This is a genomic window from Nocardioides ungokensis, assembly GCF_013466985.1.
Classification (GTDB): domain Bacteria; phylum Actinomycetota; class Actinomycetes; order Propionibacteriales; family Nocardioidaceae; genus Nocardioides; species Nocardioides ungokensis.
On the sequence record NZ_CP059164.1, the window covers coordinates 84,913 to 98,572 of the forward strand.

The window sequence follows — 13,660 nt, forward strand, 5'->3', positions numbered from 1 at the left end:
GTAATGATGATTACATGATTACAAATGAGGTTCAGGAGCGGGTGAGCGGCTGGTTCGCCGGCCGGCTCCCCGAGGAGTGGAAGACCGAGAGCCCCCGGGTGACGGTCGATCGTGAGGAGATCACCGTCGTCCTCACCCAGCCCGACGTCGCCCTCGACACCGAGGAGGGGGAGCCGTCGGAGGTCCAGGTGGCCGAGGCCCGCGCCGGCCGGTCCCGGGCGTTCCGCGAGGAGACCCGCGAGCGGCGGATGGAGATCGCCCGGGAGGCGGAGCACCGCTTCGAGCGCAAGGTCTCGTGGGCGGTCCGGATCGGCGACCGCGAGGAGCTGTGGACGCACGTCGCCGCGCCGGTGATGACGCGCCTGCGGCAGCCGCAACGGCTGGTGCTCGACACCCTCGTCGACGCCGGGGTGGCCCGGTCCCGTTCGGAGGCCCTGGCCTGGTGCGTGCGCCTGGTCGGCCAGCACGAGAGCGACTGGCTCGCCGAGCTGCGCGACGCCATGGGTGCCGTGGCCGACGTACGCAGCAAGGGCCCGGACGCCTGAGCGACCCACGACCGGGTCGTGCGGCTGAGGGTGCGCCCCGGCGCACTGGCACCCGCACGACCCGGGGTCTGTGGAGGGCGCGTCGGCGCTGTCGGCCGGCGCTGGTAGACAGGGTCGGGTGAGCCCCACCCTGCCGCCGACCGCGGACCGCCCGACCGCCGAGCTCCGCCAGCAGACCCGGGAGCAGGCGGAGGCCCACCTGCGCGCGCTCGTCGGGAGCGACGCCGCGCGCCTGCGGGAGGACCAGTGGACCGCGATCGAGGCGCTGGCCGTCGACCGGCGTCGCTCGCTGGTCGTGCAGCGCACCGGCTGGGGCAAGTCGGCGGTCTACTTCGTCGCGACGCTGCTGCTCCGGCAGGCCGGTGCCGGGCCGACCGTGATCGTCTCCCCGCTGCTGGCCCTGATGCGCAACCAGATCGCGGCGGCCGAGCGGGCCGGGATCCGTGCCGTGACCATCAACTCGACCAACATCGAGGACTGGCAGCCCATCCACGACGCGATCCGCGCCGGGGAGGTCGACGTGCTGCTGGTGAGCCCCGAGCGGCTCAACAACCCCGGCTTCCGCGACGAGGTGCTGCCCCGGCTGGCCGAGACCTGCGGCCTGCTCGTCGTCGACGAGGCCCACTGCATCTCCGACTGGGGCCACGACTTCCGCCCCGACTACCGGCGGATCCGGACCCTGCTGACCGACCTGCCCGAGGGCATCCCGGTGCTGGCCACCACCGCCACGGCCAACGCCCGGGTGACGGCCGACGTCGCCGAGCAGCTCGAGGGCACCGACGGGCGGGCCGACGTCCTGGTCCTGCGCGGATCGCTGGACCGCGAGTCGCTGCGGCTCGGGGTGGTGCGGCTGAAGACCGCCGAGCAGCGGCTGGCCTGGCTGGCCGACCACCTGGCCGAGCAGCCCGGCTCGGGCATCATCTACTGCCTCACCGTCGCGGCCACCCAGGAGATCGCCGACTACCTGCGCTCCCGGGGCCACGACGTCGCGGCGTACTCCGGCCAGACCGACCCCACCGAGCGGCACGCCCTCGAGCAGGACCTCGCGTCCGGGCGGGTCAAGGCCCTGGTGGCCACCAGCGCGCTCGGGATGGGCTTCGACGCCACGCTCGGCTTCGTCGTCAACATGGGCGCCCCGTCGTCGCCGGTCGCCTACTACCAGCAGGTCGGCCGCGCCGGTCGTGGCACCGACGAGGCGACGGTGGTGCTGCTGCCGGCCCTGGAGGACCACGACATCTGGGCCTACTTCGCCTCGCTCGCCTTCCCGCGCGAGGAGCAGGTGCGCCAGACCCTGGAGGTGCTCGCCGGGGAGGGGCGGCCGATGAGCACCGCCGCCCTGGAGACCTACGTCGAGCTCAACCGCAACCGCCTCGAGACGATGCTCAAGGTGCTCGACGTGGACGGCGCCGTACGCCGGGTGCGCGGCGGCTGGGAGGCCACCGGCCGGGAGTGGGCCTACGACGAGGAGCGCTACCGCCGTGTCACGGAGGCCCGCGAGCGGGAGCAGCAGGCGATGCTCGACTACCTCGCGACCGACCGGTGCCGGATGTGGTTCCTGCGCGACCAGCTCGACGACCCGGCCGCGGACACCTGTGGTCGCTGCGACAACTGCGGCGGCCTCGACCTCTCCCTCGAGATCTCGGAGGCGGCGGTGGAGGAGGCCGGCGCCCGGCTGTCGCGTCCCGGCGTCGTGATCGAGCCGCGGAAGATGTGGCCGACTGCCCTGGGCAACCTCGGCGTCGATCTGCGCGGCAAGATCGCCGACGGTGCGGGCGAGGGGCGGGCGGTGGCCCGCCTCACCGACCTCGGCTACGGCCAGGCGCTGCGTGACCTCTTCCGTCCCGGCGAGCCCGACGGACCGGTCCCGGTGCCGCTGGTGAAGGCGGTCATCGAGGTGCTCGGGGACTGGCGGCCCACGGTCGAGGGCATCGTCGTCGTCGAGTCCGCGACCCGGCCCACCCTGACGGCCGACCTGGCCGACGGGCTGTCCCGCTACCTGCGGGTGCCGGTCCTCGGCCGCTACGCGATCGCCGACCCGGGCGTGGAGCCCGGGCAGGGCGCCATGAACTCCGCCCAGCGGGTCGCGGCCGTGGGCCGTCGCTTCCGGCTCGACAGCGACCCGCTGGAGGGCCGGTCGGTGCTGCTGGTCGACGACCTGGTCGTCAGCGGCTGGACCATGACCCTGGCTGCCCGCGCGGCACGGCAGGCGGGCGCGGCCGACGTGCTGCCGCTCGCCCTGGGCACCCAGTCCTGACCCGATCGTTGAGTTGGGCCGGATTCGGTCGCGAGTTGGGCCTGATTCGGACCTGACGGCCCGGATCAGGCCCAACTCAACGCCGATTTGGGCCCAACTCAACGATCCGGTCGAGTCGTCACTCCTCCAGGTGCGCGTAGTAGTCGCGCGGACGCCCGTCGCGGTCGATCATCGACAGCAGCCGTAGACCGGCGGCCTCGAGGGTGCGTGAGCTGAGCCAGGCCACCGCCAGGGTCGGCACCAGGACCAGTGCGAAGGTGACGATGAACCACGACCCCGGCTGCGCCGCGGGGAGCAGGTGGAGCCAGCCGAGGAAGCGCATCACCGGCTCGTGCAGCAGGTACACGCCGTACCCGAGCGACCCGATCCAGGCCAGCGGCTTCCAGCTCAGCCAAGCAGGCCACGGCCCGTCATGGAGCACGATCGAGGCCATCGCGACGGCGATGGCCAGCGAGTACGCCGGGTGCCACCAGTCGCCGGTCGGGGAGTCGAACGGCCGCGTCCAGACGAGGCCCGCGAGCGCCACCGTGCCGAGCACGGCGAGCGCGCCCCGCAGGGTGCGGCCGAGCCGGAGCCCGGTCGCGCTGAGCACCGCCAGGCCCATGCCGATGCCGAAGTCGGCCCCCCGCGACAGCGGCGAGAACCACACCGACCAGTCGGTGATCGGCGCCCCGGACACGTCGATCGCCCACCACAGGTAGGCCATGCTCACCACGGCGGCCAGGGCGGGCAGCGCCGACACGACCAGGATCCGGACCCGGCGGCTGTCGCTGCGGCGCGCGAGGGCGTTCACCAGCGGGACCGCGAGGGCCATCAGCACGTAGAAGTGCATCTCGACCGCCAGCGACCAGGCCGGTCCGTCGGTCCAGAAGATGTAGGTGTCGCTGTAGACGTGCGTGAACGTCAGGTGCAGCAGCAGGTCCTGCCAGTGCCCCGGCCAGACCGGGTTCGTGATTGCCCACACCACCACCACGGTGGTCACGTAGAGTGGCAGCAGCCGGGCCAGGCGGCGGTAGAGCAGCATCCGGCCCGACCGGCCGGGCAGGCCGTCGATCACGCTGCGCGCGACCGGCAGCCAGAGCACCAGGCCGGACAGCACGAAGAACATGTCCACGAACAGGTCGGTGCCGAGCATCAGCTGGTGGGCGGCGCCCGTCCAGGGCCAGGCCCACGCCGAGCCGGTGCGGTTGTTCTGGTACGCGTGGAACCAGACCACGGCCAGTGCGGCGAGGCCGCGCAGCCAGCCCAGCGGGAAGGTCACCCGTCGGGCGCGCGGCTCCTCGGCCGGTGCCGGTTCGGGCGCGTCGGGGGGAATCGTGGGCAGGGCGGTGAGGGTCGCTGTCATGCGGCCACCTCCGTGCGGTCGGTGGGAGTGTCGTCGCGGTCGGTGGTGCCGGCGCTCGCGGCGGTGCGCGGGGTCACGACCCACTGGTGCTCGCCGCGCAGCTGCTTGAGGTGCGCGATCCGGTTCACCAGGTTCTTCCACTCGGTGTAGAAGAAGAGGTTCGCCAGCCCGGCGCCCACGAACCACCAGGGGTGCTCGCGCAGGTCCGGTGTGGCGAGCCGCCAGGCCGCCAGCGTCTGGAGCGGGCCGGACACCGTGGTGAACAGGGTCAGCAGCATGAAGATCGGGATGTCGAGCTGGAAGCCGCCGTCGCGCCAGGCCAGGAAGCCGAACAGCGGCCACACCGACATCGCGAGCCACGGGTAGACCTCACGCCAGCCGAGGAGGTAGGCCACGCCGATCTTCTGGCGCAGGGTGAGGCTGGGCTGGCGCAGGATCGGCCACAGGTGGCGCAGCGAGACCTGGAACCAGCCCTGGGCCCAGCGCATCCGCTGCTTCCACAGCGCACGCGGGGTCTCGGGGGCGAGCTCGCGGCTGACCAGGCCGGGGTCGTTGACGATCCGGCCGTCGGCCTCGAGGACGCGCATCGAGGCCTCGATGTCCTCGGTGAGGAACGAGCCGCGCAGGCGGATCTGCTCCAGGGCCGAGGCGCGCCAGTAACCGTTGGAGCCCCCGAAGATGCCGAAGCCGTAGAGCGAGGTGCGACCCGGGTGCGAGACGGCGTAGATCTGCTCGAACTCCACCGCGATCAGCTTCGCCATCGCCGAGTCGTCGCCGTTGCGGATCACGCAGTGACCCTGGACGACGTCGGCCCCATCGGCGATCCACCGCCAGGCCCGGTCGAAGGAGCCGGCCGCCGGATGGTGGTCGGCGTCGAAGATCCCGACGAACTCGCCCTCGGCGACCCGCAGCGCGGCATTGACGTTCTGCGCCTTCGAGGTGCTGTCGGGCACCTTGAGGACCGTCAGGTCGGCGTGCTCGCGCGCCAGCCGGGCCAGGTCGTCCTCGACCGCGAGCGGCACCGGGGTGTTGTAGGCCAGCACGATCTGCAGGCCGCCGGCGTAGCGCTGGGCGAGGAAGGCGTGGACGGTCTCGACGATGGTGTCGGCCTCGTTCGGCAGGTACGCCGCGATCACGGCCGTGGCCCGCGGGGCCGGCCCCACCGGGGCGTCGGGAAGGCGGGGTGGCTCCAGGGCGCGCGAGCACTCGGCCCAGATGGTCAGGGCGGTGACGCCCATGGCGGTCACCAGCACCCAGTAGAGGACACCCGACAGGTCGATGCCGACCATCGAGAGCCCGACCAGGAGCAGGAAGGGCAGCAGCACGCTGCCGACGGTGGCCAGCAGCAGCTGCCGGCTGGCGCTGAACCAGGTGACCGCCTTGCGGCGGGTCTTGAGGTGCACCCCCTGCTGGCGGGGCTGGTGGTCACGCTGGTTGACCGACTCCGCGGCGGCCGCGGCGGCGTGCTGCTCGGCCTCGCGCGGGTCCTGCTTGCGCGTGATCGGCGCCCAGCCGACGCCGAGGTCGATGACGCCCTCGTGGACGCCGAGCCGGTCGAGGACCTCGATCGCGTGGTAGGCCATCTCCTGGAGCCGGACCGGGCGGGCCGCCCGGTCCTCGTGCTTGAGGCGCAGGGTGAGCCGTCCGTCCGGGGTCCCGGCGACGATCTCGCCGGGCTGGAGGAAGCGGGTCAGCAGCTCGGCGGCCTCGGCCACCGCGGCGGCCGGCGCCCGCACGGAGGCGGTGACGTCCGACCCCGGCACCGCCCACACCGGGTCGATGACGGCGACGATCTCGCGCTGGCGGGTCGGCACGGAGAGCCGGGGTCGGGTGGGAAGGCTGATGATGTCGGTCCAGGAGCCCACGCGACCGGTGGTCGGGGCATCGGGGACGACGGGGCTCTGTCGGGGGAGCAACAAGGACACGGGCGGAACCTTTCGGTTGTCGACGTGAGCGCGGGCGTCCTGCGTGCAGGCCGCACTGCTGACGGGTGTCGATCGCTGACGGCCGCTCGAAGTGGGGCCGGTCGTGTGCGTCGAAAGGCGCGCTGCGTGAGTCGCGCTGGATCGATCACCGTGTCGGACTCCGGGGGTCCGGATCAAGTCGACACGGCGTGGTCGCGGTCACGGTGAACGCACAGCACCCGCCGGTCCACGCTCAGGAGCGGGGTCCGACGGGTGCTGCGTCACACCGTCCGGGTGGGCGAGGTCACGCCCGGGTGAGAACGCGTTCTGGTCGAGGCGGTCAGTGCGCGACGAGGGCGGCGGCGTCGACCGGCTGCTCAGGCCGGCTGCGGGGGAGGAACCAGGCCGGCACCAGCACGGCGGCCACCATGACCGTGGCAACCGTGAACACCCCGGCGTAGACGCCGGCCAGGTCGCCCGGCACCGACGCCGGGTTGGTGGGGTCGACGTGGTCCTGGACGCCGTTGGTCAGGAGCACCGAGAACACCGCCGTCCCGATCGACGCCGCGACCTGCTGGACGATGTTCATCAGCGTCGAGCCCCGGGCGATGGTGTGGTCCTGCAGCGTCTGCAGCGCGGCCGACATGATCGGCATCATCGTGGCGCCCATGCCCAGACCCATCACGAACAGGGCCGAGAGCAGGAAGGTGTACGACGTGGTCTCGGTCAGCTGGGTGAACATGCCCATGCCGATCGTGATCACCACGATCCCCGTCATCACGATCTTGCCGGGACCGATCCGGTCCGCGAGCACGCCCGCGACCGGCATCGTCAGCATCGCGCCGATCCCCTGCGGCGCGAGCAGGAGGCCCGCGCCCAGCGCGTTCTCACCGCGCACGGTCTGGAAGTACAGCGGGAACAGGAGGCTGGCGCCGAAGAAGGCGATCGCGAACAGCGACATGGCGACCACCGCGACGGTCATCCGCGAGTTCTGGAACAGGCGCAGGTCCACGAGCGGGTGGATGTTGCGCCGGGCGAGGGCCCACGGCACGAACGCGATGATGAGGGCGGCGCCGACGATCGCGGGGACGAGCACCTGGCGGTCCTGGACGGTGCCGGCGGACGGGATCGAGGAGACGCCGTACAGGAAGGCGGCCAGGCCGGGGGAGAGCAGCACCATGCCCAGCCAGTCGAAGGTCTCGGACGGCTCGACGACGTCCTTGGGCAGGACCAGCGCGGCGTAGACGAGCGCGACAGCACCGATGGGGACGTTGATCAGGAAGATCCAGTGCCAGCTGGCCGAGTCGATCAGGGCGCCACCGAGGATGGGGCCGAAGATCGGGCCCAGCAGCATCGGGATGCCCAGGACGGCCATCACCCGCCCGACCCGCTCGGGGCCTGCCGCGCGGGTCAGGATCGTCATGCCCAGCGGCATCAGCATGCCGCCGCCGAGGCCCTGGAGCACCCGGAAGGCCACGAGCACCTCGAGGGAGCTCGCGGTCGCGCACAGCGCGGAGCCGGCGGCGAAGAGCAGCACCGCGAGCAGGTAGAGCCGCTTGGTGCCGAAGCGGTCCGCGGCCCAGCCGGTGAGCGGGATGACACTGGCGAGGGCCAGCGTGTAGCCCGTCATCGTCCAGGCGACCTCGGCGGAGGTGGCGTCGAACTCGCTCTGGAAGGTCTTCAGTGCGACCGACACGACGGTGATGTCGAGGATCGACATGATCGCGCCCAGCACGACGACGCCGGCGACGACCAGGACGCCCTTGTCGAGCTTGTCGCTGGAGGAGGCCTGCGGTCGGGGTGTGGTGTCAGTGGTGCGGGTGGTGTCGTGGGTCACCGGAGAAGGCTAGGTGTGCCCACCGACAGGCGCATCCGACTTTGGTCGACGGCCCAGTGGGATCGGTCACCCGATCCCGGGAGCTCCGCCGGGCTCAGGCGAGCAGCGCCTCGATCGCCGATACGACGCGGGCGTCGTCGGGCTCGACGCGGGGCGAGAAGCGGGCGACGACCTGGCCCTCGCCGTCGACGAGGAACTTCTCGAAGTTCCAGGTGATGTCGCCCGAGGATCCCTTCTCGTCCTGGGTGCCGACCAGCGCGGCGTACACCGGGTGCCGGTCGTCGCCGTTCACGTCGATCTTCTCGGTCATCGGGAAGCTGACGCCGTACGTCGCCGAGCAGAACTCCGCGATCTCGTCGGCGCTGCCGGGCTCCTGGCCGCCGAACTGGTTGCACGGCAGCCCGACGACGGTGAAGCCGGCGTCGGCGTACTTCTCCTGGAGGTTCTCGAGCCCGGTGTACTGCGGGGTGAGGCCGCACTTGCTGGCGACGTTGACCAGGAGCGCCGGACGGTGGCCGGTGATCTCGCCGAGGGTGGCCGGCGTCCCGTCGAGGCGGGCGAGGGAGGCGTCGAGGATGCTCATGCCCCCGAGCCTAAACGGGTGGTGGAACTCCCTGTCGGCGGCGGTCGTTACCGTCGAGGTCCACCCCACCCCGGCCCCGAGGTCCGCCCTTGAGCTTCGTCCCCGTCACCGGCCCGGCGACCTTCCGCCACGGCGACCCGCCGCGCGAGGGCGTCGTGGAGTTCACCGACCACCGGCGCACGGTCGCGCTGCCGATGCGGGCGGCGCTGCCGGTGCTCACGCGCGCGCACGCCCGCGACGACCTGCACCCCAGCGTCGCCCTCCTCTCGGGGGCTGTGCTGCTCGGCATGCGGCTGGTCGCGGCGGGGAAGTTCGAGCCGGCCGGGAGCGACCGGTCCTGGCGGGTCTCCGCGCTCGGCGCCGACGACCGGGACCGGGTCGCGATGCTCGCCGCGGCGCGGGCGCACGACGGAGTGGCCGACGCCGAGGCGCTGGTCCGCCAGGTGCTGGACGCCGTGGCGGACGCGATGCCGAGGAGCGCGCCGGCCCCCGCCCGGGACCGCCGCCCCGCGACCACCCCGCGCGCTGACTTCACCACCCGGCTGCAGGCGCGCATCGAGCAGCAGCGCGACGCCGCCCGCCGGCCGCAGCTGGTCGCCCTGTCGCTGCGGGTCGAGGCCGACGAGGAGGAGCTGGTCGCCGGCGCCGTGCGGCTGGTCCTCCAGGTCCACGACGTCCAGAACCCGCTGCACGTCAGCGACGCCGCGCTGCTGTGGGCCGACCCGGGACCCGCGGCGACCCACGGGTTCGGGGACCGGGCCCGCACCCACGCCACCATCGCGCTGCGCGCCGCGGCCGACGCCTGGCCGGTGCTCGACCGGCTGCTCGAGCTGCGGGTGCCCGACCAGATCACCCTCGACACCGACGAGCTGGTGAGCCTGCTCGAGCACGGGGTGGGGGCGCTGAAGGAGCGGGGAGTCGACGTCCTCTGGCCGCGGGCCCTGGGCCGCGACCTCACCGCGACCGCCGTGCTCGACCGGACGCCGGCCGGGCCCCGCGAGGAGGCGCTCGTGCCCGGCCTGCTCGGCCCCGACAGCCTCTTCTCCTTCAACTGGCAGGTGGCCCTCCACGGCGACCCGCTGAGCGAGGAGGAGATGGACCAGCTCGCGTCCTCCGCGGCGCCGATCCTCCGGCTGCGGGGCAGCTGGACCGTGGTCGACCCCGCGGTCGCGCGCAGGGCCCGCAAGCGGCTGATCCGGACCGTGCGGCCCGCACAGGCCGTGGCGGCCGCCCTCACGGGCGTCGTCCACGTCGGGCCGGCGGGCGACCCCGACACGGTGGCCGAGGAGCCGGTGGTCGTGGGGGCCACCCTGCTGAAGGTGCGCGAGCGGCTCCTCACGGCCGCCACCCGGGAGCCCGTGGCGCAGCCGGCCGTGCTGACCGCCACGCTGCGGGCCTACCAGCTGCAGGGGCTCACCTGGCTCGCCGAGATGACCTCGCTCGGCCTCGGCGCCTGCCTGGCCGACGACATGGGGCTCGGCAAGACGGTCACGCTGATTGCCCTGCACCTGCACCGGGTGGCCGAGGCAGCCGAGGTCGGGCGCCCGGTCGGGCCGACCCTGGTGGTCTGCCCGGCCAGCCTGCTCGGCAACTGGGAGGCCGAGATCGAGCGGTTCGCGCCGGGCGTCCCCGTCCGCAGGTTCCACGGTGGTCGGCGGTCGCTGGAGGGCCTGGCGGGCGGTTTCGTGCTGACCACCTACGGCACCATGCGGCGGGACCACGCCACCCTGGCCGGGGCGGGATGGGACCTCGTGGTCGCCGACGAGGCCCAGCACGTCAAGAACCCCCGTTCCTCGACCGCGCGGGGGCTCCGCGCGATCCCGAGCGCCGCCCGGGTCGCTTTGACCGGCACCCCCGTGGAGAACAACCTGACCGAGCTGTGGGCGATCCTCGACTGGGCCACGCCGGGACTGCTGGGCAGCCGCAACGCCTTCCGCAAGGTCTGGGCCGGGCCGATCGAGTCCGGCCTGGAGCCGACCAAGGCTCGGCAGTTCGCAGACCTGATCGACCCGTTCCTGCTTCGGCGGCGCAAGTCCGACCCCGGCATCGCGCCGGAGCTGCCCGCCAAGACCGAGACCGACCACCCCGTGGGGCTGACCCGCGAGCAGGTCGTGCTCTACGAGGCGTTCGTCCGCGACACCATGGATCGGATCGAGCGCGCCGACGAGGACGCGCGGCGCGGCCTGGTGCTCGCGCTGCTGACCGGCCTGAAGCAGATCTGCAACCACCCGGCGCACTTCTTGAGACAGGGGAGCCTGAAGCAGGGCGAGGCCCGGCTGGCCGGGCGCTCGGAGAAGCTCGACCTGCTCGACGAGCTGGTCGGCACCGTGCTGGCCGAGGACGGCGCGGTGCTGGTGTTCACCCAGTACGTCGCGATGGGTCGGCTGCTCGAGGCGCACCTGGCCCGGGCCGGCGTACCGCACCAGTTCCTGCACGGTGGCACCCCCGTGCGGGACCGGGACGCGATGGTCGCGCGCTTCCAGGCCGGGGGCTCCGCTGGGGACGCCGGGCAGGGGGTGCCGGTCTTCCTGCTCTCGCTCAAGGCCGGCGGCACCGGGCTCAACCTCACCCGCGCGGACCACGTGGTCCACTTCGACCGCTGGTGGAACCCCGCCGTGGAGGAGCAGGCCACCGACCGCGCCTACCGGATCGGGCAGACCAGGCCGGTGCAGGTGCATCGGATCATCACCCGCGGCACCATCGAGGAGCGGATCGCGGAGCTGCTCGCCCGCAAGCGTGCGCTCGCCGACTCGGTCCTGGCCCGGGGCGAGGCCGCCCTGACCGAGCTCAGCAACGACGACCTGCGCGACCTGGTCTCCCTGCGGCGCGACCCGGACTCGCCGTGAGCGCTGTGGTCCACCCCGCCTTCGCGGCCCGGCGGAACGCCTCGCGGGCCACGACCTGGTGGGGGCGGGCCTGGGTCCGCGCGGTCGAGGAGTCGGCGTACGCCGAGCGCGACCTGGTCGCGGCGCGGGCCCTGTCGCGGTCCGGGCACGTCGGCGGGATCACCACCGACGCCGGACGGTTCGTGGCGGCGGTCGAGGACGGCGAGGGGATGTGGACGGTCTCCGGGACGCTGCCGGTGCTGGACGAGCGGGCCGGCACGGTCCTGGTCGAGACGGTCGCGGCCGAGACGGGCCGGATCGCCTCGTTGCTGGCCGGGGAGCTGCCGCACGCCCTGGTGGAGCACGCCGAGGAGTCCGGTGTCGAGCTGCTGCCGTACGGCGGTGAGCTGGCCACCGACTGCACGTGCAGCTCGTGGGTCGACCCGTGCGTGCACGCGCTCGCCGTCCTCTCCCAGCTCACCTGGCTGGTCGAGGCCGACCCGTTCGTCCTGCTCCAGCTGCGCGGCCTGCCGCGCGACGACCTCCTCGCCCGGCTGCACGCCGGCGCGGTCGAGGAGCCCGAGGCCGTCGACGACCTCGACACGGGCCTCGACGCAGCGCTCCGGGCCGCAGCCCTGCTCCGCCTGGTCGAGGATCCCGACCAGCCGCTCGACCACCTGTTCTGACCTGGGTGACGCCTCGGGTCAGGCGGCGGGGTCGGCGACGCCGAGGGCGCCGAGCGTCATCTGCCGCAGGAGGTCGTGCATCGGGGCGTCGGGCAGCAGGCCGCTGTGCGGCGTGGAGTTGATCAGGCCGAACGCCGCGTGCGCCATCGCCCGTGCCCGCTCCGGCACCAGGCCGGCATGGACCAGCCGGAGCTGACCGGCCCAGAGGTCGACGTACTCCCGCTGCAGGCTGCGCACCCGCTCACGGGCCTCCGCCGGCAGGGACTGCCAGTCACGGTCCTGCACGACGATCAGCGGCCGGTGCCGTAACGCGAAGTCGACGTGCCAGTCCACGAGCGCGGCCACCGCGGACGCCGCGTCGGGGGCCGCGTCGACGCGTTCGCGACCGACGCTGAGGAGCTCCTGGCTGATCGAGACCAGCATCTCGGCGAGCACGGCGTCCTTGGAGACGAAGTGCTTGTAGAGGGCCGGGCCGGAGATCCCGCAGGCGGCGCCGAGGTCGGCGACGGAGACCCCGTGGAACCCCCGGGCGGCGAACAGCTCGGCCGCGGTGGCGAGGATCTGCTCGCGTCGGCTGCGCGGGTCCGCGGTCGGCGCCGCGGACTGCTCGGTGGTCACGGACCTCAGGTTAGCGCTCGTTAACTCACGCCAGCGAGAGGAAGAGCTTCTCCATCTTCTTCACGTCCATCTCGGCCGCGCCGCCGTCCTGGGCCAGGCACTGCTGCAGGCCGGTGGCCACGATCGCGAAGCCGGCGCGGTCCAGGGCGCGGGAGACCGCGGCCAGCTGGGTGACGACGTCCTCGCACTCCCGGCCCTCCTCGAGCATGCGCAGCACGCCGGCCAGCTGGCCCTGGGCGCGCTTGATGCGGTTGATGACCGGGGTCATCTCCTGGGGGTCGAGCTCCATGGGGTCAGTTCTCCTCGGTCAGGCGTGCCAGGGCGGCGGTCAGGCGGGTCCGGGCGTCGGCGGCGACGTCGCACAGGGCGTCCCCGGCCAGGCGGGTCATGGCGTCCGGGTCGAAGGCCTCGACCACCGTGGTGTCGTCGTCGATCGCGCGCACCGCGACGTTGCAGGGCAGCACGGTGGCGATCGCCGGGTCGATCCGGAGTGCCTGGTCGGCCAGCTCCGGGCGGCAGGCGCCCAGGATGACGTGCGGTGCGATGTCGACGTCGAGCTTGGCCTTCAGGGTCGCCTGGAGGTCGATCTCCGTGAGCACGCCGAAGCCCTGCTCGGCCAGCGCTGCCCGCACGTCGGCGACCGTCCGGTCGTAGGGCCGGGCGACGGTGGCCTGGAGGGTGTAGCCCATCAGGACTGCTTCTCCTGCGCCTCGATCTGGGCGCGGACCTCGTCCATGTCGAGGTCGCGCACCGCGGCGATCACCTGCTCGAGCGCGGGTGCCGGCAGCGCGCCGGGCTGCGAGAAGACCAGCACGCCCTCCTTGAACGCCATCAGCGTGGGGATCGAGGTGATCCGCGCCGCGCCGGCCAGCGCCTGCTCGGCCTCGGTGTCGACCGAGCCGAAGAAGACGTCGGTGTGGGTCTCCGAGGCCTTCTCGTAGACGGGCGCGAACTGTCGGCAGGGTCCGCACCAGGACGCCCAGAAGTCCACCAGGACGATGTCGTTCTCGGCGACGGTGCGTTCGAAGTTCTCTGCGGTCAGCGTGTTGGCGGCCATGGCCTG

General features: G+C 73.0%; 12 protein-coding genes. 4 read left to right on the forward strand and 8 right to left on the reverse strand.

Translation table 11 applies throughout. The features are described from left to right. Window positions 1-14: 14 nt before the first annotated feature. On the forward strand, window positions 15-545 hold the full coding sequence (locus H0S67_RS00400) for a hypothetical protein (protein WP_219635410.1): 531 nt from the start codon (window positions 15-17) through the stop codon (window positions 543-545). Between the two features lie 118 nt (window positions 546-663). After that, entirely contained in the window at window positions 664-2,799 is a 2,136-nt protein-coding gene (locus H0S67_RS00405) for a RecQ family ATP-dependent DNA helicase (RefSeq protein ID WP_246355000.1), read from the forward strand. 118 nt (window positions 2,800-2,917) lie between these two features. On the opposite strand, the gene H0S67_RS00410 is transcribed toward H0S67_RS00405, so the two are convergent. The 4 genes from H0S67_RS00410 to H0S67_RS00425 all read right to left on the reverse strand — a co-directional run bounded on the left by H0S67_RS00410 (window position 2,918) and on the right by H0S67_RS00425 (window position 8,468). Further along, window positions 2,918-4,144 carry an acyltransferase family protein gene (locus H0S67_RS00410; protein WP_180934991.1) on the reverse strand — a complete coding sequence of 409 codons (1,227 nt, stop codon included), beginning with the start codon at window positions 4,142-4,144 and terminating at the stop codon, window positions 2,918-2,920. Further along, on the reverse strand, window positions 4,141-6,069 hold the full coding sequence (locus H0S67_RS00415) for a glycosyltransferase family 2 protein (protein WP_219635411.1): 1,929 nt from the start codon (window positions 6,067-6,069) through the stop codon (window positions 4,141-4,143). Before H0S67_RS00415 ends, H0S67_RS00410 begins: the two co-directional genes overlap by 4 nt. A 319-nt stretch (window positions 6,070-6,388) precedes the next feature. Further along, window positions 6,389-7,885: a DHA2 family efflux MFS transporter permease subunit gene (locus H0S67_RS00420; protein ID WP_180934992.1), complete on the reverse strand. Its 1,497-nt coding sequence runs from the start codon at window positions 7,883-7,885 to the stop codon at window positions 6,389-6,391. A 94-nt stretch (window positions 7,886-7,979) separates the two neighbouring features. Beyond that, window positions 7,980-8,468 carry a glutathione peroxidase gene (locus H0S67_RS00425; RefSeq protein WP_180934993.1) on the reverse strand — a complete coding sequence of 163 codons (489 nt, stop codon included), beginning with the start codon at window positions 8,466-8,468 and terminating at the stop codon, window positions 7,980-7,982. An 89-nt stretch (window positions 8,469-8,557) separates the two neighbouring features. Between H0S67_RS00425 and H0S67_RS00430 the strand changes: the two genes are divergently transcribed. Together H0S67_RS00430 and H0S67_RS00435 are read left to right on the forward strand one after the other, a co-directional pair. Then, window positions 8,558-11,314 (forward strand): DEAD/DEAH box helicase, encoded by a 2,757-nt coding sequence (locus H0S67_RS00430; RefSeq protein ID WP_219635412.1) that lies wholly within the window; start codon window positions 8,558-8,560, stop codon window positions 11,312-11,314. Continuing rightward, a complete protein-coding gene (locus H0S67_RS00435) occupies window positions 11,311-11,979 on the forward strand; it encodes an SWIM zinc finger family protein (RefSeq protein WP_180934994.1) in 669 nt (222 codons plus the stop codon). Before H0S67_RS00430 ends, H0S67_RS00435 begins: the two co-directional genes overlap by 4 nt. 18 nt (window positions 11,980-11,997) lie before the next feature. Here H0S67_RS00435 and H0S67_RS00440 read toward each other — a convergent pair whose 3' ends face one another. Genes H0S67_RS00440 through trxA form a run of 4 tightly spaced genes read right to left on the reverse strand, consistent with a single transcriptional unit; the run spans window position 11,998 to window position 13,654 of the window. Further along, a complete protein-coding gene (locus H0S67_RS00440; RefSeq protein ID WP_180934995.1) occupies window positions 11,998-12,597 on the reverse strand; it encodes an SACE_7040 family transcriptional regulator in 600 nt (199 codons plus the stop codon). Window positions 12,598-12,622: 25 nt separating this feature from the next. Further along, window positions 12,623-12,886 carry a metal-sensitive transcriptional regulator gene (locus tag H0S67_RS00445; RefSeq protein WP_180934996.1) on the reverse strand — a complete coding sequence of 88 codons (264 nt, stop codon included), beginning with the start codon at window positions 12,884-12,886 and terminating at the stop codon, window positions 12,623-12,625. Window positions 12,887-12,890: 4 nt separating this feature from the next. Then, on the reverse strand, window positions 12,891-13,286 hold the full coding sequence (locus H0S67_RS00450; protein ID WP_180934997.1) for a DUF302 domain-containing protein: 396 nt from the start codon (window positions 13,284-13,286) through the stop codon (window positions 12,891-12,893). Further along, the gene (gene trxA / locus H0S67_RS00455) at window positions 13,286-13,654 is read right to left on the reverse strand and encodes a thioredoxin (RefSeq protein ID WP_180934998.1); all 369 of its coding nucleotides are present in this window, start codon (window positions 13,652-13,654) and stop codon (window positions 13,286-13,288) included. The genes H0S67_RS00450 and trxA overlap by 1 nt, the downstream gene beginning before the upstream one ends. Window positions 13,655-13,660: the final 6 nt, after the last annotated feature.